Here is a 19514-nt window from a genome sequence, read left to right on the forward strand (position 1 = left end):
GGCCCCGGCGGGCCGGTCGGCCACCGCCACGGCCAGCCACGGCGCCCCGCCGAGCCGCGACCCGGCGGCAAGCTCGGCCCGGGTCCCGCCCGCCATGAGGTACGCCCCCTCGCCGGTGCGCCGGGCGACGCGCTCGGGGAAGGCGAGCGCGGCCACGAGCCCGAGCACGCCCTCGTCACCGCGGACGGGCGCCTCGGCCGTGGCGGGGCGGAGCCCGTCCGCCGCCGCGCCACCGGCGGCCGTGCGGGCAACCCCCGCGGTACCCACGGCGGCGGAGAGCCGCGACACCTCCGCCCGCCACCGCGCGGCATACCCGTCGCCCCCGCGCCGGGCCTCCCGCAGGGCCGCCGCCAAGTCGTCCCCGTACTCCCGGGGCGGCTCCTCGCTCAGCAGGGCGACGGCCTCGGCGACCCGGTGGGCGCCGAGCGCGAGCGCCGCGGCGAGCAGGGCCCGCGCCAGGCGCGGGTGCACGCCCACCCGGGACAGCCGCAGCCCCCGCTCGGTGGCCCGGCCGCTCGCCCCGTCGACCGCGCCGACGGCGGTCAGAACCTCCCGGGCCGCCGCCATGGCGCCGCCGGGCGGCGGGTCGAGCAGCGCGAGCCCGGACGCGTCCGGGTCACCCCAGCACGCCGTCTGCAGGGCGAACGCCGTCAGGTCCGCGACCTTGATCTCCGGGGCGGGGAACCGCGGCAGCCGCCCGTCCTCCGCCTGCGACCAGCACCGGTACACGGTGCCCGGCGCCTCACGCCCGGCCCGCCCCGCCCGCTGCCGCCCCGCCGCCTGCGAAGCCCGTACCGTCGTCAGGGAGCTCAGGCCCCGCGCGTGGTCCACGCGCGGCTCCCGGGCCAGGCCCGCGTCGACGACGACCCGCACCCCGGGCACCGTCAGGGACGACTCGGCCACGGACGTCGCGAGCACCACGCGCCGCCGCTCGCCCCCGGCGAGCACCGCGTCCTGCGTCGCGGCCGGGGCCCGCCCGTGCACCTGGAGGACCTCCACCCCGTCCAGGCCGCCGAGCTGTCCGGCCACCCGGCCGATCTCGCCGACCCCCGGCAGGAAGCACAGCACGTCCCCGTCCCGCTCCTCCAGGGCCCGCCGCACCACCGAGGCCACGTGCGCGAGCAGCGCCGGGTCCACGCGCAGGCCGTGCGGCGGGCGCACCGGGCGCGCCGGGGGCGCCCACACGACCTCCACGGGGTGCGCGGTCCCCGCCGCCTCCACCACGGGCGCGCCGCCGAGGACCCGCGCCCAGCCCGCCGCGTCCGTCGTCGCCGACGCGGCGATCAGCCGCAGGTCGGGGCGGAGCGTCTCGCGTACGTCGACGAGGAACGCCGCCACGGTGTCCGCGTCCAGGTGCCGCTCGTGGCACTCGTCGATGATCACGACGTCGACGCCGGGCAGCTCCTGGTCGCGTTGCAGCCGCTGCAACAGCACGCCGGTCGTGACGACCTCCACGCGCGTGCGCGGCCCCACCACGCGCTCCCCGCGCACCGTCAGGCCGACCCTGTCGCCTGGCTTCTCGCCGAGCAGCCAGGCCATGCGCCGGGCGGCGGCGCGCGCGGCGATGCGCCGCGGCTCGGCGACGAGGACGCGGTGCCGGGGGCCCTCGCCGGTCAGGCCCGCGAGCGCCAGTGGCACGAGCGTCGTCTTGCCGGTGCCCGGCGGCGCGCACAGCACGGCGGCACCGGACCCCTCCAGGGCGTCGCGCAGCGCGGGCAGCGCCTCACGCACGGGCAGGTCAAGAGCGGCGTCACGGATCACCCACCCAGTGTCGTACGGGCCCGGAAGCACCCCGCGCGCGGGCGCGGGCCTCGCTTCGGCCGAGCCACCCCCGCGCGCGGGCGCGAGCCGCACTCCGGTCCGGCCACCCGTGCGCCGTGCGCGCGCCTCAGTCCCGCTCGCAGACGAAGACCGCCGTGCCGGGGATCAGGTTGCCGCGCAGCGGGGACCAGCCGCCCCACTCCTGGGTGTTCCACGCGGGCCACTCCGGCTCCACCAGGTCCACCAGGCGGAACCCGCCGGCGACGACGTCCCGCACCCGGTCGCCAACCGTCCGGTGGTGCTCGACGTAGACCGCGCGGCCGTCCTCGTCCTGCTCCACGTACGGGGTGCGGTCGAAGTACGAGGCCGCCACCGTCAGGCCCTCGGGGCCCGGCTCGTCCGGGAACGCCCAGCGGATCGGGTGCGTCACCGAGAACACGAACCGGCCGCCGGGCCGCAGCACCCGCCGCACCTCCTTGAGGACCCGCACCGGCTCCGCGACGAACGGCAGCGCCCCGTAGGCGGAGCACGCCAGGTCGAAGGAGCCGTCCGCGAAGGGCAGCGCGCCCGCGTCGGCGCACACCAGCGGGAAGTCGCCGCCGATGCGCAGCGCGTGCTGGAGCTGGCGGTGCGAGAGGTCGAGCGCCACCGGGCGGGCGCCCTGCCCGGCCAGCCAGCGCGCGCACTGGGCCGCGCCCGCGCCGATCTCCAGGACGGTCTTGCCCTTCAGCTCCTCCGCCGGGCCGAGCAGCTCCGCCTCCACCTCGTCGAGCCCCTCGGGGCCCCAGACGAAGCGGTCGTCACCGAGGAACGTGCCGTGCTCGGTCTGGTACTCGTCGGCGTTCCGGTCCCACCAGCCGCGGTTGGCGCGCACACTTTCGGTGACGTCGGCGGCACGGCGCGTGGCCTCGGGCTCGGGTGCGGCGGACTCTTGGATGATCTGCTCCCTGGTCGGTACGCTGCGGGGCGCTGCCGTCCGGGCGCGGCGCGGCAGGGCGCGCTGCGGCCCGTGTGGCCTCTTGTAACTGGTTTTGTGCCGGGAATGCGGCGATCCGCCCCGGGTGTGCGCCTTCGCGCATTGACCCTGTCCGGCAGCCCCCGTATGCTACAAGTTGCGCTGCGGGCCTGCGTTCCTCAGACATAGCAGGTTGCGCTCGCGTCTGTTGTATGTCCCCTCGGTTGTCGAGGCGCCTTCCGTTTCCTTTGGGAACCCGGGAAGTAGGGCGCCTCCTAGGCTGTCCGGCTTCTGCAGAGCGAAACGGGCTCCGGCGTAAGCAGTACCTACGACTTCAATGTCCGTACCGGAGCCCTTTCCCACATGACGAGCAGCACCGAGACCACCGCCACCACCCCGCAGGTTGCGGTCAACGACATCGGTAACGAGGAAGCCTTCCTCGCCGCGATCGACGAGACGATCAAGTACTTCAACGACGGCGACATCGTCGACGGCGTCATCGTGAAGGTCGACCGGGACGAGGTCCTGCTCGACATCGGTTACAAGACCGAAGGCGTCATCCCGAGCCGCGAGCTCTCCATCAAGCACGACGTCGACCCGAACGAGGTCGTCGCCGTCGGTGACGAGATCGAGGCCCTCGTCCTCCAGAAGGAGGACAAGGAAGGCCGCCTGATCCTCTCGAAGAAGCGCGCCCAGTACGAGCGTGCCTGGGGCACCATCGAGAAGATCAAGGAAGAGGACGGGATCGTCACCGGTACCGTCATCGAGGTCGTCAAGGGTGGTCTCATCCTCGACATCGGCCTCCGCGGCTTCCTCCCGGCCTCCCTGGTCGAGATGCGCCGTGTCCGCGACCTGCAGCCCTACGTGGGCAAGGAGCTCGAGGCCAAGATCATCGAGCTGGACAAGAACCGCAACAACGTGGTCCTGTCCCGCCGCGCCTGGCTGGAGCAGACCCAGAGCGAGGTCCGCCAGACCTTCCTCACCACCCTCCAGAAGGGTCAGGTGCGCTCCGGCGTCGTCTCCTCCATCGTCAACTTCGGTGCCTTCGTGGACCTGGGTGGCGTCGACGGTCTCGTCCACGTCTCCGAGCTGTCCTGGAAGCACATCGACCACCCGTCCGAGGTTGTCGAGGTCGGCCAGGAGGTCACCGTCGAGGTCCTCGACGTCGATATGGACCGCGAGCGCGTCTCCCTGTCGCTGAAGGCGACCCAGGAAGACCCGTGGCAGCAGTTCGCCCGCACCCACCAGATCGGCCAGGTCGTGCCCGGCAAGGTCACGAAGCTGGTTCCGTTCGGTGCGTTCGTCCGCGTGGACGAGGGCATCGAGGGTCTGGTCCACATCTCCGAGCTGGCCGAGCGCCACGTGGAGATCCCGGAGCAGGTCGTCCAGGTCAACGACGAGATCTTCGTCAAGGTCATCGACATCGACCTCGAGCGCCGTCGCATCAGCCTCTCGCTGAAGCAGGCCAACGAGTCCTTCGGTGCCGACCCGGCCTCGGTCGAGTTCGACCCGACCCTGTACGGCATGGCCGCGTCCTACGACGACCAGGGCAACTACATCTACCCCGAGGGCTTCGACCCGGAGACCAACGACTGGCTGGAGGGTTACGAGGCCCAGCGCGAGGCCTGGGAGACCCAGTACGCCGAGGCCCAGCAGCGCTTCGAGCAGCACCAGGCGCAGGTCATCAAGTCCCGCGAGGCCGACGCCCAGGCGGCGGCCGAGGGCGGCGACGCCGCGGCTGCGGCTCCGGCCGCTTCCGGTGGCGGTTCGTACTCCTCCGAGGGCCCGGACAACTCCGGCGCCCTGGCTTCGGACGAGGCGCTGGCCGCGCTTCGCGAGAAGCTCGCCGGCGGCCAGAGCTGAGGCTCGCCTCTAGGCGTTAGCAGGTGACTGTGGGCCCGCACTCTTCGGAGTGCGGGCCCACAGGCGTTTTTTTGGGGGCCGCGCGTTTCTTCCTCGTCCGCGGGCCCCTTTGGGCTGGTCGCGCAGTTCCCCGCGCCCCCTTTGGGGCGGGGGCTTCGGGCTATGGCGTCACGGGGATGTTCGTCAGGCCCTTGCCGGACGTGACCGTGTTGCTCGCGTGGACCGTCGTGCGGCAGGTGTCGCTCTGGTTGGTCACGTTGATCGCCAGTTGCCGGGGGCCCGTCGCGCCCGTGAGGTCCGACCTGTTGCCGCGGAAGACCGTGCCGCAGCCCCAGCCGGGCTGCTGGGTGTGGGTCTCGTAGCCGTTGTTCGTGGTGTTCCTGCCGGTGTTGTCCTCGATGACGTAGCCGTTGCCCTTCACGTCGACCCACGAGTCGTCGTAGTGGTTGCCCGTCAGGCCCCGGCCGTCGAAGGTGTTGCCCGCGACGCGGCCGTTCCTGGTGCCCTCCTTGAGGTCGACGGCCTCACCGCCGACGTCAGGACCGATGACGTTGTTCAGGATCTGTACGTGGTCACTCCGGTCGGAGAGGGTGTTCGCCGAGCCGACGTACACGCCCTCGCCCATGCCGCGGTTGTCGTTCCCGGTGTCGTATATCCGGGAGTTCTTGATCACGCCGTCGCTGCTCGACCTGCGGAAGTGCACCCCCTCCATGGCGAGGCCGTGGACCGTGACGCCGTCCACGACGACACCCCGCGCCGCGTCGATCATGATGCCCTTCTGGCCGCCGGTCACGGTGACGCCCTTGACGGTCCAGTACGAGGCGCCGTCGAGGTGCAGGCCGTAGCCGCCGCCCGCCTTGAGGACCGCCTTCGGGGAGCCGGTCAGGGTGATGCGGGACCCGGCGCTCGCGGCGGCGGCAGTCTTGAAGTTCCCGGTGTACGTGCCGTCGGCGAGGCGGATCGTGTCGCCGGGCGAGGCGGACGCGAGGGCCGCCTTGAGCTGGGCGGCCGTGGAGACCTCGATGGTGCCGGCGGGCGCCGCGGCCCACGCGTGCGGGCCGAGGGTGAGAGAGCCCGCGGCGACGGCGGCGGCCAGGGCGGGGGTGAGCAGGGAGCGGCTGCGCATGGGGGGGTGCCTTCCCGTCGGGTTCCTGTACGCGGATTCTTGTGCGCGGATTCTTGTACGTGAATTCTGGGCGGGGATCTGAACCCTGCCGCTTCGTGACGGTAGGGCTGGGGCGCACCCGCGTCAAGGTCCGTACCAGAACCCTGGGTGCGACGACGTGCGTTGGGCGGGGCGCGGTGCGAACTCGTCGACGTGGATGGGCAGTTCATGGATGGGAACGCTCGGGGAGTCCCGGCCCGTCCGCGGGGCCTTCCTGGTCAGGCTCCGGTGCGCGTGTGCGCTGTGTCAGCGGCATATCAACCGACCCTGTGAATCTGGCCTGCGGGGAATGCCCGCCTCGCGGGGCGCGTTCTGCTCTATGAACACGAGGAGGAGCGGTCACTGTGCTTGATCCGCAGGGTTTGTACGCGTGGGAGCCCAAGGGGCTCGCGGTCGTCGACATGGCGCTCGCCCAGGAGTCGGCCGGTCTTGTCATGCTCTACCACTTCGACGGATACATCGACGCCGGTGAGACCGGCGACCAGGTCGTCGAGCGGCTCGTGGACAGCCTGCCCGGGCAGGTCGTGGCCCGCTTCGACCACGACCGGCTCGTGGACTACCGCGCCCGCCGCCCGCTGCTGACCTTCCGCCGCGACCGCTGGAGCGCCTACGAGGAGCCCACGCTGGACGTGCGGCTGCTCCAGGACGCCACCGGCGCGCCCTTCCTGCTGCTCTCCGGGCCCGAGCCGGACATCGAGTGGGAGCGCTTCGCCGCCGCCGTCAAGGAGATCGTCGAGCGGCTCGGCGTCCGGCTCTCGGTGAACTTCCACGGCATCCCGATGGGCGTCCCGCACACCCGCCCGGTCGGCCTGACCCCGCACGGCAACCGCACGGACCTGGTGCCCGGCCACACCAGCCCCTTCGACGAGGCGCAGGTCCCGGGCAGCGCCGAGGCCCTCGTCGAGTACCGCCTGGCGCAGGCCGGCCACGACGTCCTCGGCGTCGCCGCCCACGTGCCGCACTACGTGGCCCGGTCCTCCTACCCGGACGCCGCCCTCACCGTCCTGGAGGCGATCACCGCCGCCACCGGCCTGGTCCTGCCCGGCGTCGCGCACGCGCTGCGCACGGAGGCCCACCGCACCCAGACCGAGATCGACCGGCAGATCCAGGAGGGCGACGAGGAGCTGGTCTCGCTCGTCCAGGGCCTCGAGCACCAGTACGACGCGGCGGCCGGCGCCCAGGCGCGGGGCAACATGCTCGCCGAACCCGCGGACATCCCGTCGGCGGACGAGATCGGCCGCGAGTTCGAGCGCTTCCTGGCGGAGCGTGAGGGCGACGGCTGAGCACGGCCCCCCACGGCCCCGCGCCCAGGCCCTAAGCTGCCCGTCATGCTGAAGGTGGGTTTGACCGGCGGTATCGGCGCCGGAAAGAGCGAGGTGTCCCGGCTGCTCGTCGCGTCCGGGGCCGTCCTGATCGACGCCGACCGCATCGCGCGCGAGGTGGTGGCGCCCGGCACGGACGGGCTCGCCCGGGTCGTCGAGGCCTTCGGCGAGGACGTCCTCGCCGCGGACGGCTCCCTGGACCGGCCCAAGCTCGGCTCGATCGTCTTCGCCGACCCCGCGAAGCTCGCCACGCTCAACGGCATCGTCCACCCCCTGGTCGGCGCCCGCTCCGCCGAACTCGAGCGCGCCGCCGCGCCGGACGCGGTGGTCGTGCACGACGTGCCGCTGCTCACCGAGAACGGCCTCGCGCCGCTGTACGACCTCGTGGTCGTCGTCGACGCGAGCCCCGAGACCCAGCTCGACCGCCTGACGCGGCTGCGCGGCATGACCGAGGACGACGCCCGCGCCCGCATGGCCGCGCAGGCGACGCGCGAGAAGCGCCTCGCCGTCGCCGACATCGTCATCGACAACGACGGGCCCCTCGGCGACCTCGCCCCGCGCGTGGCCGCCGTGTGGCAGGAGCTGCGGAAGCGGGCGTCCGCCTAGCCGCACCGGGAGGGGGCGAGGCCCGTGGTCGTCCTGGCGTCGTTCACCGCGCTGGGCGGGCTCGTGGCGCTGCTCGCGGGCGCGTACGGCCTGTGGCGGACCCGGCGCATCACCGAGGCAGGGGCCCTGGCGGAGGCGCTGGTCAAGGCCGTACGACAGGGCGCGGACCGGCCCACGCTGCAGTTCGAGACGGCGGACGGCCGGGTCGTGGAGGTCGGCTCCCCGGTCCCGGGGACCCGGCGGCGGCCGCTGCGGGCCGGGCAGCGGGTGCCGATCGCGTACGACGCCGACGACCCGCGCGACGTGGTGGTGCTCGGCAGCGAACGCCGCGGCCTCGACCGCGCCTTCGTCGCCGCGGGCGCGGGCCTGGTGGTCCTCGGCCTGGCCCTCGCGCTCACGGCGTGACCCGCGCTCACGGCGTGACCCGCGCTCACGGCGTGACGGGACCGCGGCCCCCGGCGGCCCGGAGCCGGTGCGCGGAGCAGGCCCGTGCGAGACGCCGTACGGTGCGCGGAGCACGCCCGTGCGAGACGCCGCACCGCACGCGGCGCATGCCCGTGCGGGGCCCGGAATAGGCGTGCCCGTCCGAGGCGTTGCACCGGGGAGGCAAGGGAAGGAGTCCGGCGTGCCCGAACGCAGTCCGGAGAGCCATGTCATCGACTTCCGCGCGGCGGAGCAGCTCCTCGCCGCACGCGACCCCCGCGGCGCGGTGAAGCTCCTCGACGAGGTCATCGCCGCCCACCCGGAGAACACGGCGGCGCGCCTGCTGCGGGCCCGCGCGTTCTTCGCCTCCGCCCAACTGCGCGCCGCCGAGCTGGAGTTCAGCATCGTCCTGGAGCGCGAGCCGGACAACGCGTTCGCGCACTTCGCGCTGGCCCGCACCTATGAGCGCGCCGCGCGGCCCGACCAGGCCCGCCGCCACTTCCGGCTCGCGGCGGCGCTCGACCCGCAGCCCGAGTACCTGGCGGCGGCGCGGTTCGACCGGGCGGACGGCGCCGACGGCAGCACGTGAGGCCCCGCCCCCCCGGCCGCCCCGCACTCCGCCCCTCCTGGCCAGGGACCCCGGTGGGCTCCCACGCGGCCCCCTCCCGGCCCCGGCGGGCCCCCGCTCAGGACCCCGGCGGCTCGTACGGCGGCACGTCGCGGCCCGGCTGGTAGTGCGGCCCCTGCCGGATGTGGCGCAGCACCAGGACCAGGTCGACGGTGACCACGAGCCACAGCGCGCCGCACGCCGCCGCCCAGCCGGGGCGCCCGGCGAGCGCGAAGGCCACCGTGCCCGCAATCGTCCAGACCAAGCCCCATACGCTGAACCAGAAGCGCATGCGCAGGGGGCTGCGTGCCGTGACCGGTTCACTGCCTGTGCGCATCGGACGTCACCTCTCCTTCCAGGGTCCCCCCCGGCGCGGGCGGAGCGGAAGGGGCGATTCGAGGGAAGGGCGGGACCGTGCTGGACGTGCTGCGGGCCGCGGCGGAGAGTGACCAGGGGCTCGCCGCGTGGCTGAAGGAGCTGCGGGAGGCGGGGGAGCCGCGGACCGAGGTGGTCCTGCCGGACCCCGACGACCTGCCCGAGGTCCTGCTCGACCTGGCCGTGCCCCACGAGGACGTCAACGCGCTCGTCGCCCTGCGCGCGCACGTCCTGGGCCACGACGACACCCGCTGGCTCCTCGCACGCTGCGCCGACGCGCTCGTACGGGACCTGGGCGAGCCCGGCGGGCAGCCGCGGACGCCGGTCCTGCCGGAGGAGCTCGGCGAGCTCGGCACCTGCTTCTACGTGTTCGTGTTCCTCGCCGCGCTGCCGCACGTGCGCGCCTACCACCGCCGCCGCGGCATACCCGACGACGTCGCCCGCCGCACCCTCGCCGACCTCGGGCGGCACATGGCCGTCCACCGCAGGGGCCACGGCGGCCGGGGCGTCCCGGTGCCCGGCTGGAACGCGCTGCACTTCCGGGGCGAGCTCTACCAGCTCGGGCGGCTGCAGTTCCAGCGGGCGCGGCTCGGCGCGCGCATGGCGGAGGCCGTCGCCCGGGACGGCCGCGCGCTCGGCCCCGACGACCGCTGCCTGAGCGTGCACATACCCGACTTCCACGGCCCGCTCCCGCCCGCGGCGTGCGACCGGTCGGTGGCGCTCGCCCGGGACTTCTTCCGGCGCCACTTCCCCGACGAGCGCTACGAGGTCGCGGTGTGCCACTCGTGGCTCCTCGACCCCCAGTTGCGGCGCTACCTGCCCGCCGACGCGAACATCGTGCGCTTCCAGGACCGCTTCCGGCTCGTCCCCAGGGGAGCCGACGAGGAGCCGGACGACACCGTCCCCATCGGCTTCGTCTTCGGCGACCGCGACCTGCCGGTGGACCGGCTGCCCCGGCGCACCCGCGTGGAGCGCGCCGTCGGGGACCATCTGCGCGCGGGCGGCCACTGGTACGGCGGCGACGGCTGGTTCGCGCTGTAGGCGCCGTGCCCGGGGCGGAGGACGCGACGCCGTGCCCGGGGGTGGGGGCCGCGACGCCGTGCCCGGGGGCGGAGGACGCGACGCCGGGGGCGGTGGCCGCGGCCTCCGCCCTCACGCGTCCGAGGGACCGTCCTTCCGGCCCAGCACGCCCCGCAGCCGCTCCAGCTCGCGGCGGTCCCGCTTGGTCGGGCGGCCGGCGCCCCGGTCGCGGACGCCCGCCGGGGCCACGGCCTCGCGCGGGGGCGGCGGCGGGCTGTTGTCGACGTAGCACTCCACGGCGACGGGCGCCCCCACGCGCTTGCGGATCAGGCGCTTGACGACCACGACCCGCTCGCGGCCCTGGGCCTGGCGCAGCCGGACCTCGTCGCCGGGCTTCACGCCGTGGGCGGGCTTGACCCGCTCGCCGTTCACCCTGACGTGGCCGCCCTTGCAGGCCGCCGCGCCCATCGACCGGCTCTTGACCAGGCGTACCGACCAGATCCAACTGTCGACGCGCACGGTGCCGCCCGCCGCGTCGCCTCCCGAAGTCTCCGAAGCCATGTGCCGACCTTAATGCGACATCGGTGCGGGTGCCCGGGGCGACCGGCGAGCCGTCCGTCATCCGCGTGCCACCGCACCCGATAATGCGGGCTTATCGTGGCAAAGCGTGCGCCCCAGCCGGTGCGGAGGATGCGGAGGTGCTGCCCATGACGCCCCAAGAGCCCGCCCCCACGGCCGAAGGGCCGGCGGACGGCTCCCGCGGGGGCCGCGCATGAGCGCCCCGCCACCCCCGCCCGGCGGCGAAGGGCCCGCGGCCGGCGGTGAAGAGCCCGCGCCCGGCGGTGAAGGGCCCGCGCCGCGGGCGAAGTTCACCTTCCCCAGCGCCCTGACCGTGCTGGTGGTCGTCACCGTGGCGGTGTGGCTGCTCGCCTTCCTCGTCCCGTCCGGGGTCTACGACCGCGACGACAAGGGTGCGCCCGTCCAGGGCAGTTACCACCGCGTCCCCGGCGACCAGTCCGTCACCGACCGGCTCGACGAGCTGTTCCTGGCGCCCGTCAACGGCCTGTACGGCGTGCGCGACCCCGAGTCCGGCCGGGTCGGGCCCGACCTCACCGGGGAGCTGTACGGCAGCGCGGGCGTGTTCCTCTTCGTCCTCGCGATCGGCGCGTTCATCACCGTCGTCTTCGCCACCGGCGCCCTCGACCGCGGCATCGGCCGCCTCGCCCACCGGCTGCGCGAGCGCGGCGCGCTGCTCATCGCGGGCGTCATGGTGGTCTTCTCCCTCCTCGGGACGGTGGAGGGCTTCGCCGAGGAGACGCTCGGGTTCTACGGCCTGGTCGTGCCGCTGATGCTGGCCCTCGGCTACGACCGCATGACCGCCGTCGGCGTGATCATCCCGGGCGCGGGCATCGGCGTGCTGTGCTCGACCGTCAACCCGTTCGCGACGGGCGTGGCCTCCTCGGCCGCGGACGTCCCGCTCGGCGACGGCATCGTGCTGCGCGGGGTGATGTGGCTGGTCCTGACGGGGGTGACGGTCGCGTACGTCCTCCGGTACGCGCGGCGCGTACGGAAGGACCCGGGGCGCTCGCTCAGCGGCTTCCTGCCCGGCGACCGCGAGCGGGCCGGCGCCGGGCGGGCGGCCGCGGAGGCGCCGCCGCTGACCCGGCTGCACCGGACCGTGCTCGTGGTGGTCGCCCTCGTCTTCGCCTTCATGATCTTCGCGGTGGTGCCCTGGTCGAGCGCGCTGACCGGGGACGCGGACGCCGCGCCGTACGGCTTCGAACTCGGCTGGTCCTTCCCGCGGTTGGCGGCCCTGTTCCTGTGCGCGGCGGTGCTCGTGGGCCTGGTCGCCCGGATGGGGGAGCAGGAACTCAGCGCCACGGTCGTCCGCGGCGCGGCCGACTTCCTCACGCCCGCCCTGGTGATCGTCCTGGCGCGCGGGGTCACGGCCGTCATGAACAACGCGCGGGTCACGGACACCGTGCTGCACTCGATCGAGGGCGTGGTCGAGGACACCTCGTCCGCGGTGTTCGCGGTCGCCGTGTTCCTGGTCAACCTGCCGCTGGCCTTCCTCATCCCGTCCACGTCCGGGCACGCCACGCTCGCCATGCCGATCCTCGTGCCGCTCGCGGACTTCGCCGGGGTGCCGCGGTCGGTCGTCGTCACCGCCTGGACCGCGGCCAGCGGGTGGATGAACCTGTGGGTGCCGACCACCGCCGTGACGATCGGCGGGGTGGCGCTGGCGAAGGTCGGCTACGACGCCTACCTGCGGTTCGTGTGGCCACTGCTGGCGCTGCTCGCCGTGCTCGTCTGCGGGTTCGTGGCACTGGGCGCGGTGGTGACGTGACGGGCCGCCGTTCCCCGGGCCTGCCGGGTCGCCGTTCTTCGGGCCTGCTGGGTCGCCACGTTCCGGGCCTGCCGGGTCGCCGCGTTCCGGGCCCGCCGGGCCACCGCTCTCCGGGTCGCGCTTCGGCTCCACCGGGTCGCAGCTTCCCGGACCCACCGTCCACCCCCGGCGCGGTCGGCCCCGTCCGCCGCGCCCCGTTGTCCCCCGTCCTCCGCGCCCGGCCGCACCCGTCGGCCGGGCCCAGACCCTTCCCGGGAGCCCGGATGTCGTTCCTGCCTGCCGCCCGCCGCCTCGTCGTCGCCGTCCTCGCGCTGGCCGCCCTCGCCGCCGCCCCGGCCCCGGCTCCCGACCGGGACGAGGGCGACGACGACGTCTCCTTCTGGGTGAACCCGGACACCGGCGCCGCCCGGCAGGCCGCCGCGTGGAGCCGCCAGGGGCGGTTCGCCGACGCCTGGACGCTGGCCCGCATCTCCGTACGGGCCCAGGCCGAGTGGTTCAGCCAGGACGACCCCGGACCCCGGGTGCGGTCCGTCGTCGAGCGGGCGGCCGAGGCGGAGCGCGTCCCCGTGCTCGTCGCGTACTTCGTCCCGGACCGCGACTGCGGCGCGTACTCGGCCGGGGGCGCGAGCGACGGCGACCACTACCGGCGGTGGATCGACGACTTCGCGGCCGCGCTCGGCCCGCACGGCGCGTACGTGGTCGTCGAGCCGGACGCCGTCGCGCACGCGGTGGCGGAGGACTGCGAGGGGGCCGACGACGAGGAGCGGTACGAACTGCTCGCGTACGCCGTGGACCGGCTCAAGCGGCAGGCGGGCACCCGGGTGTACCTCGACGCCGGCAACGCCGGGTGGATCCCGCAGGTGCGCCGGCTGGTCACGCCGCTGCGGCTGGCGGGCGTCGAGCGCGCCGACGGCTTCGCCCTGAACGTGTCCAACTTCCACACCGACGAGGTGAGCGCCGCGTACGGGCACGAGCTCGCCCGGGCCCTCGGCGGCGAGCCGCACTTCGTCATCGACTCCAGCCGCAACGGCAACGGCCCGTACGAGGGCGACGAGCCGTGGTGCAATCCGCCCGGCCGCGCCCTCGGCAGGGCGCCCACGACCCGCACCGGCGACCCCGCCGTCGACGCCTACCTGTGGATCAAGCGCCCCGGCGAGTCCGACGGCACCTGCCGGGGCGGGCCCGCGGCGGGCCGGTGGTGGCCCCGGTACGCCCTGGAGCTGGCCCGCAACTCCCTGGTCTGAGGCCGGTCCCGTCGGCGGGTCAGGGGCGCCAGACGTAGCGCACGTCCGGCACGCCCTCCTCGTTGTCGCCGTCCGTCCAGCGGTCGGCGGTGAAGCCGTGGCGCTCGTAGAAGCGCCGGGCGGGCGCGTTGACCTGGAACGTCCACAGCGACAGACCGCTCGGGGAGCGCTCCTTGGCGAGCGCGACGAAGCGGTCGCCGATGCCGCGGCCGCGCCGGTCGGGGGCGAGGTGGAGCTGGCTCAGCTCGGTGCCGTCCAGGACCATCATCCCGACCACCGCGCCCGCCTCCTCGGCGACCCACGTGGTGCCGCGCTCCACCACGTGGCGGAAGAAGTCCCGCACCTCGTCGTCGGTGTGGGCGCGCCGCACGGTCGGCAGGGCCGCGTCGTACGCGCGCAGGTAGACCTCGGCGACGGCGGGTCCTTCGGCGGCGGTGGCCGGGCGCAGGGTGACCGTCGCCGGTCCTGCCGTCACGCGCCGGTGCCTTCCGGTACGACGGCCGTGGCGGTGATCTCCACGAGCTGCCCGGGGTAGCCGAGGACCGTCACGCCGAGCAGCGTGGACGTGTGCGGCTCGGTCGCGAGCAGCCCCGAGGCGCGGACGACCGCCCAGGCCTCGCTGAGGACGCCGGGCTCGTCCCCGACGACGTACACCGTGCTCGCCACCACCTGGGACAGGTCGCTGCCGACGGCGCGCAGGGCCTCGTCGAGGTTGGCGACGACCTGCCGGGTCTGCGCCGCGACGTCGCCCGCGCCGACGAGCGCGCCGTCGGCGTCCAGCGGCACGGAACCGGCCATGAAGGCGAGCCGGGTCCCGGCCTCGACGACGGCGGCGTGGGCGTAGCCCGGGGGAGGGAAGAGGGACGGGACGACGGTGCGGTGGGTGGCCATGGCCGCATCCTCCGGGTCCGCGCCCGCGCCCGCACCTGAATTTCACACGCCTCCGGCACGGCGCCGCACCCGCATGTCGCGCCCCTCCGGCACGGCGCCGCAGCCGCGTTCCGCGCGCCCCCGGCGCGTGCCGCGCCCCCGGGGCGCGCGGCGTCGGGCTCAGCGCACCACCGCCGGTGAACTCCCGCCCGGCACCAGCAGTTCCGGGCGGCCGGAGCCGTCGGCGGGCACCGTCCAGATGTCCGACTTCCGCCCGTCGCGGCCCGGCAGGGCGTACGCCAGGGTGCCGTCGTCGCGCCACGCCGCCTGGTCGTCGACGGAGCGGTCCTCGGCGAGCGGGCGCTCGCGCATCGTGCGCAGGTCCAGGACGTACAGCCGCCAGGGGTCCTTCGTGCCGCCCCGGACCCGCTTCTTGAAGGCGAGGCGCGTGCCGTCGGGGGACAGGGACGGGCACTCGGCGTTCTCGCGGAGGGTTTCGGCGGTCCACTTCCGCAGGTCGCCGCGGACGAGGTACGTCTTCCCGCGCGTCGAGACGGTGGCGTAGAAGCGGTTGTCGTCGCGGGCGAAGGTGACGCCCCAGTAGTTGACGTCGGGGGAGTGGTACCGGCGGCCGCCGAGGGTGAGCGGGATCTCCTCCATGTTCTTGATCAGGTAGCCGGTGCGGGTGTCGAGGAGGGAGGTGCGGGTCGAGAAGGACGCGCCGCCGCCCGCGTAGGAGTCGCCGGTGGTGAACATCGTCCACGACAGCATCCGGCCGGACGCCGACACGCGGGCCCGGTTCGGGATGCCCGGCAGCGCGATCCGGCGCTTCTCCCGCAGCCTGCCGTCCAGGACGACGGCGTACGCCTTGGGCGGGATGCCGGGGCGGCGCAGCAGGCACAGGCCGGTGCCGCCGGACGCGTGGAAGCGCTCGCAGGAGGGGCCGTCGGTGGTGCGCCGCCCCGCGCCGGTGAGGGGCAGCCGGGCGACACGGCCCGCGCCCGCCTCGGTGGAGCGGAAGTACAGGTGTCCCCGGTCGAGGGCGAACGCGGAGGTGGCGGCGGTGGGCTGGGCGTCGTGGGCGGCGCGCACGGTGTAGGTGACCGCCACGGTGGCGAGGACGGCGGCGGCCACCGAGACGGCGAGGACGCGCAGTTTGGGGGAGACGTGCGGGAAGGCGTTCATACGGTCACGCGGTCCTTTCCGAGGCGCGGGCACCGGCGGGGGGAGCGGAGGAGCCGGTCCGGGGCAGCAGGGCCGCCGCGCCCGCGATGGCCGCCGTGAGCGCGAGGGCCGCGCAGGCCAGCGCGGTGCCGACGCCCCACAGCGTCCAGGCGGCACCGAACCCGGCGGCGGCGACGAGGCGGCTGAGCGCCTGGCCGGTCTGCACCACGGCCATGCCGCTGGCCCGCCGGTCCGGCGGCACGTACGGGGCGACGAGCGCCATCAGGACGCCGTCGGTGGCGGCGTAGAACACCCCGAGGGCGAGCAGCACCCCGACGAGCAGCGTCCGGCCGCCGGTCGGCAGGAGCAGCAGCGCGTACGCGGCGAGCAGCGCGGCGTGCCCCGCGAGGAACGGCCCGCGGCGCCCGAACCGGTCGGCGAGCCGCCCCACGGGGACGGCGAGCAGCAGGTACACGGCGGCGGTGCCGAGCGGAAGCAGCGGGAACCAGCTCTCCGCGAAGTCGAGCCGCCGCTGGAGCAGCAGGTACAGGAAGGCGTCGCCGACGGTGGCGGCGCCGAGCAGCGCGGCGGCGCCGCACACCCGCCGGAAGGCGCGGTGGCGGAGCAGGGCGAGGGCGGAGCGGGCCCCTGCGGCCGCGCGCGCCCTGCGGCCGGCGCGCCCGGCGCCGGGGGAGCGCTCCGGCGACGGCGGGCCCGCGGGGACGAACGCGACGAGCAGCAGCACCCCGAACAGCCCGAAGCAGAAGCTGACGACGAACACGGCGTCGTACGCGTCCGCCGTCGCCCACAGCAGCGCGAACGCCGCGAGCGGGCCGAGCAGCGCGCCGACCGTGTCCATCGCCCGGTGCACGCCGAAGGCGCGGCCCAGGGCGTCGGGCGGGCTGTGCAGGGAGATCAGCGCGTCGCGCGGGGCGGTGCGGACGCCCTTGCCGAGCCGGTCCGCGGCCAGGGCCGCGCCGATCCCGGCGGTGGCCCCGCCCGCGAGCAGCAGCCCGAGCCGGGAGAGCGCGGACAGCAGGTAGCCGGAGCCGGCGACGGCCTTGTGCCCGCCGCGCCGGTCGGCGACGTACCCGCCGAGCAGCCGGACGACGGCCGTCACCCCGTTGTACAGCCCGTCGAGGAAGCCGAACTGGAGCGGGGAGAGCCCGAGCCCCAGCACGAAGTAGAGCGGGAGCACGGCGGCGACCATCTCCGAGGAGATGTCCGTGACGAGGCTGACCGCGCCGAGCGCGAGGACGGGACCGGTGACGCGGCCGCGCGTGCGGCGGTTGCCCGCGGCGGTGGCGACCGCGTCCGTACTGGCCAGATACATGGGCGGGGACCGGGTCCGGCGTCAGCGGCAGGAGTAGGCGGGGCTGGTGTCCTTCGTGGACCCGTCGGTGCCGACGAGCTTCCACGAGTACCCGTCGTCCCTGAAGTCGAACTGCACCACGCCGTAGACGTTGGTGATCCGCTTCTGGCTGTGGGGCTGCACTTCCTCGATCTTGTACGGGTTGGCGCCGCCGGTCCCGGCGATGACCTCGACGATGCCCTTGCTCGCGTCGGCCTTCCCGTTCTCGTCCTGCGGCGCGAACCGCTCGTAGTGGTGGTCGTGCCCGCCGAGCACGAGCTCCGTCCTCGCGCCGCGCAGCAGCTTCCACACGGGCTTGCCGACGGGGTTGTTGCCGTGCCCGCCGGAGGAGAACAGCGGGTGGTGGAAGTACGCGGCCACGCACTTCTTGTCGTTGTCGGCGAGGTCCCGCTTGAGCCAGTCGATCTGCGCGCGGTCGTCGAAGCTGTTGGAGTCCAGCGCGATGAAGTGCCAGTTGCCCTTGTCGAAGCTGTAGTAGCTCTTGCCGTCGGGGTAGGCGACGGACCCGAAGTAGCTCTTGTACCCCTTGAGCGGGCCCGCCGGGTCGTACGTCTCGTGGTTCCCCGGCACCGGCCGCGTCTTGTCCTTGAAGGCGCCCCACGTGGTCGCGTAGTACTTCTGGAAGTCCTTGAGCCGGGCGTCGTCGTACTGGTTGTCGCCCATGGTCATCACGAAGTCCGGGTTGAGCCGCTGCACGAGCGCGGCGGTCTTCGGGTGCGCGCAGTCGCTGTCGCTCTTGGTGCACTGCTCGGCGATGTCGCCGACGGCTACGGCGGAGAACGCGGCGGCCGCCCGGCTGGGACTGGCGCCGGCCTCCCCGGCGGGGGACCAGAGCAGCAGCCCTCCGGTGACGGCGAGCGCGGTGGCGGCGGCCACGGGCACGAGCCGGCGGGCGCGGCGCGCACGGTGGCCGGCGGCGGGGCCGGTGTCGGTGGTGGTGCCCGTGGCGGTCTCGGCGGTGGCGGCGCCGGGCTCGCTCGCGGCGTCGCCGTTCGTGGCGTCGCGGTTCGTGGCGTCGGGTGTCTGCGGCATGTCCGTCTCCTGGGTGGGGGGTGCGGGAGGGGGCGTGCGGAAGCGGCGCGCGGGGCGGTGCACGGGCTGTGCACCGGCGGTCCGCGGGGCCGTGACAGGAATGGTGGCCACTGGTCATGAGCAGGTCAATGGGCTCGACCGAGAATTGTTAGGAAAGTTTCCTACCGGATGTGGGCGGCGCGCAACACCAACTGCCGGACACGCGGCTACCGTTGACGTGAAGCGGCCGCCGACCGCTGTCGGCCCCTGACGAAGGAGACCCCGTGGACGCAGAGTTGGCCGCCCTCGCGGCGTCCGGTGCTACGGCGCTCGTGCAGGCGATGGTGGGGGACGGGTGGGCCGCCGCGCGCGGGCGCGTCGCGGCCCTCCTCGGGCGGCGGGGCGGCGCCGGTGAGGACGCGGTGGGGCGCGAACTCGACGCGGCCCGGGCCGAGTTCACCGCGGCCCAGGACGCCGGGGACGGCGCGGCCGCGGACGACGTACGGGCCGAGTGGCGCGCCCGGATGCGGCGGGCGCTGCGCGCGGACCCCGAGGCGGCGGCGGAGCTGCGGGCACTCCTCGACGAGCTGGGGTACGGGGACGACGGCCGGGGCGGGACCGTGCGCAACACCATCAGCGGCGGGGTGCAGCACGGCGGCGTGATCCAGGCGCACACCGTGGGGGACGTGCACCTCGGGTAGCGCCCCGGCCGGGCCAGGCCGGGGCGCGCTCTCTCAGAAGTCGACCCGGGCCCGGTCGTCCAGCCGGCCCACCGACTCCTGCGCGAACTTCTTCTCGTAGTCCGAGCGGATCTCCTCGATGAGCTTGTCGCGCCGCCCGGCCTGGGCCGTGGGGTACAGCAGGATCAGCTCGTAGCTGCGCTCCCGCTCGATCGTGCCGCTGCGGTCCTTCCACTGGCCGCGGCCCTGCTGGATGGTCAGGCCGTCGGGGAAGCCCGGTGTCACCTCGGTGTCGACGAACCGCATGAACTGCTTGTCCGTGACGGCGGGGCCGCCGTCGGGGCGTGCGGTGCCGAAGAACAGGTGGGTCTCGACGTAGGGCTCGCCCCGGGACTGCGTCGCGCCGGCGGCCGCGGGCCGCGGCTGGTCGCCGTCGAGCGCCGCGTACGCGGTGGGCGCACCGACCGCGAGCGCGGCGGCCGTCGCCGCCAGGGCCAGGCGGGGGCCGGTGAGCGTGAGGGTGAGGGGCATGGCGGGGGCCTTTCCGTGGTCGGGCGGGGCAGGGGGGTGGACCTCTGCCCGCGGGCTCCGTCGGCGGGCGTGTGGCTGTGGTGGTGGCTGGTGCGGTCGGGGGGGGGTGCGGCCGGGGGTGGTGCGATCGGTGGTGGTGCGGCTGGTGATGATGCGGCCGGTGGAGGTGTGTCCGGCGATGGTGTGTCCGGCGGTGGT

The 19514-nt window shown here is 74.8% G+C and carries 20 protein-coding genes; 9 read left to right on the forward strand and 11 right to left on the reverse strand.

What is annotated here, in order from left to right; translation table 11 throughout:
- Both IE330_RS19935 and IE330_RS19940 read right to left on the reverse strand, forming a co-directional pair.
- The coding region (locus IE330_RS19935) for a helicase-related protein (RefSeq protein ID WP_190137421.1) at positions 1-1761 on the reverse strand (1761 nt) is incomplete at its 3' end.
- 127 nt (positions 1762-1888) lie between these two features.
- Complete coding sequence (locus tag IE330_RS19940) at positions 1889-2701, reverse strand: class I SAM-dependent methyltransferase (RefSeq protein WP_190137460.1); 813 nt, start codon at positions 2699-2701, stop codon at positions 1889-1891.
- Between the two features lie 378 nt (positions 2702-3079).
- Here IE330_RS19940 and rpsA point away from each other — a divergent pair, with 378 nt between their 5' ends.
- The gene (rpsA, locus tag IE330_RS19945; RefSeq protein WP_190137422.1) at positions 3080-4579 is read left to right on the forward strand and encodes a 30S ribosomal protein S1; all 1500 of its coding nucleotides are present in this window, start codon (positions 3080-3082) and stop codon (positions 4577-4579) included.
- Positions 4580-4739: 160 nt separating this feature from the next.
- On the opposite strand, the gene IE330_RS19950 is transcribed toward rpsA, so the two are convergent.
- Positions 4740-5705, reverse strand: coding sequence for a right-handed parallel beta-helix repeat-containing protein (locus IE330_RS19950; protein ID WP_190137423.1), 966 nt, complete (start codon positions 5703-5705; stop codon positions 4740-4742).
- A 383-nt stretch (positions 5706-6088) separates the two neighbouring features.
- On the opposite strand from IE330_RS19950, the gene IE330_RS19955 reads away from it, so the two are divergent.
- From IE330_RS19955 to IE330_RS19970, 4 genes are all read left to right on the forward strand, one after another.
- Positions 6089-7027 carry a PAC2 family protein gene (locus tag IE330_RS19955; protein WP_190137424.1) on the forward strand — a complete coding sequence of 313 codons (939 nt, stop codon included), beginning with the start codon at positions 6089-6091 and terminating at the stop codon, positions 7025-7027.
- A 45-nt stretch (positions 7028-7072) separates the two neighbouring features.
- A complete protein-coding gene (gene coaE / locus IE330_RS19960; protein ID WP_190137425.1) occupies positions 7073-7672 on the forward strand; it encodes a dephospho-CoA kinase in 600 nt (199 codons plus the stop codon).
- A gap of 24 nt (positions 7673-7696) precedes the next feature.
- On the forward strand, positions 7697-8077 hold the full coding sequence (locus IE330_RS19965; RefSeq protein ID WP_190137426.1) for a DUF3592 domain-containing protein: 381 nt from the start codon (positions 7697-7699) through the stop codon (positions 8075-8077).
- A gap of 220 nt (positions 8078-8297) precedes the next feature.
- On the forward strand, positions 8298-8684 hold the full coding sequence (locus tag IE330_RS19970) for a tetratricopeptide repeat protein (RefSeq protein ID WP_190137427.1): 387 nt from the start codon (positions 8298-8300) through the stop codon (positions 8682-8684).
- A 97-nt stretch (positions 8685-8781) separates the two neighbouring features.
- Here IE330_RS19970 and IE330_RS19975 read toward each other — a convergent pair whose 3' ends face one another.
- Positions 8782-9039, reverse strand: a complete 258-nt coding sequence (locus IE330_RS19975) for a DUF6343 family protein (RefSeq protein WP_190137428.1) — start codon at positions 9037-9039, stop codon at positions 8782-8784.
- A 77-nt stretch (positions 9040-9116) separates the two neighbouring features.
- Here IE330_RS19975 and IE330_RS19980 point away from each other — a divergent pair, with 77 nt between their 5' ends.
- A complete protein-coding gene (locus tag IE330_RS19980; protein WP_190137429.1) occupies positions 9117-10118 on the forward strand; it encodes an acyltransferase domain-containing protein in 1002 nt (333 codons plus the stop codon).
- 111 nt (positions 10119-10229) lie between these two features.
- Here the strand turns inward: IE330_RS19980 and IE330_RS19985 are convergent, their stop codons facing one another.
- Positions 10230-10658, reverse strand: a complete 429-nt coding sequence (locus tag IE330_RS19985; protein WP_190137430.1) for an RNA-binding S4 domain-containing protein — start codon at positions 10656-10658, stop codon at positions 10230-10232.
- Between the two features lie 211 nt (positions 10659-10869).
- Here IE330_RS19985 and IE330_RS19990 point away from each other — a divergent pair, with 211 nt between their 5' ends.
- Together IE330_RS19990 and IE330_RS19995 are read left to right on the forward strand one after the other, a co-directional pair.
- On the forward strand, positions 10870-12444 hold the full coding sequence (locus IE330_RS19990) for a YfcC family protein (protein ID WP_190137431.1): 1575 nt from the start codon (positions 10870-10872) through the stop codon (positions 12442-12444).
- Between the two features lie 263 nt (positions 12445-12707).
- The gene (locus IE330_RS19995) at positions 12708-13688 is read left to right on the forward strand and encodes a glycoside hydrolase family 6 protein (protein WP_190137432.1); all 981 of its coding nucleotides are present in this window, start codon (positions 12708-12710) and stop codon (positions 13686-13688) included.
- 19 nt (positions 13689-13707) lie between these two features.
- Here the strand turns inward: IE330_RS19995 and IE330_RS20000 are convergent, their stop codons facing one another.
- The 5 genes from IE330_RS20000 to IE330_RS20020 all read right to left on the reverse strand — a co-directional run bounded on the left by IE330_RS20000 (position 13708) and on the right by IE330_RS20020 (position 18126).
- Complete coding sequence (locus IE330_RS20000; RefSeq protein WP_190137433.1) at positions 13708-14163, reverse strand: GNAT family N-acetyltransferase; 456 nt, start codon at positions 14161-14163, stop codon at positions 13708-13710.
- Complete coding sequence (locus IE330_RS20005) at positions 14160-14579, reverse strand: RidA family protein (protein ID WP_190137434.1); 420 nt, start codon at positions 14577-14579, stop codon at positions 14160-14162. Before IE330_RS20005 ends, IE330_RS20000 begins: the two co-directional genes overlap by 4 nt.
- A gap of 159 nt (positions 14580-14738) precedes the next feature.
- Positions 14739-15743, reverse strand: a complete 1005-nt coding sequence (locus IE330_RS20010; RefSeq protein ID WP_190137435.1) for a TolB-like translocation protein — start codon at positions 15741-15743, stop codon at positions 14739-14741.
- Positions 15744-15747: 4 nt separating this feature from the next.
- Entirely contained in the window at positions 15748-17055 is a 1308-nt protein-coding gene (locus IE330_RS20015; RefSeq protein WP_190137436.1) for an MFS transporter, read from the reverse strand.
- Positions 17056-17076: 21 nt separating this feature from the next.
- Positions 17077-18126 carry a metallophosphoesterase family protein gene (locus IE330_RS20020; protein WP_190137437.1) on the reverse strand — a complete coding sequence of 350 codons (1050 nt, stop codon included), beginning with the start codon at positions 18124-18126 and terminating at the stop codon, positions 17077-17079.
- A 263-nt stretch (positions 18127-18389) separates the two neighbouring features.
- Here IE330_RS20020 and IE330_RS20025 point away from each other — a divergent pair, with 263 nt between their 5' ends.
- A complete protein-coding gene (locus IE330_RS20025; RefSeq protein WP_190137438.1) occupies positions 18390-18806 on the forward strand; it encodes a hypothetical protein in 417 nt (138 codons plus the stop codon).
- A 33-nt stretch (positions 18807-18839) separates the two neighbouring features.
- On the opposite strand, the gene IE330_RS20030 is transcribed toward IE330_RS20025, so the two are convergent.
- On the reverse strand, positions 18840-19316 hold the full coding sequence (locus tag IE330_RS20030) for a DUF3574 domain-containing protein (RefSeq protein WP_190137439.1): 477 nt from the start codon (positions 19314-19316) through the stop codon (positions 18840-18842).
- Positions 19317-19514 lie beyond the last annotated feature (198 nt).

The organism is Streptomyces longispororuber, assembly GCF_014656095.1.
Classification (GTDB): Bacteria; Actinomycetota; Actinomycetes; order Streptomycetales; family Streptomycetaceae; genus Streptomyces; species Streptomyces longispororuber.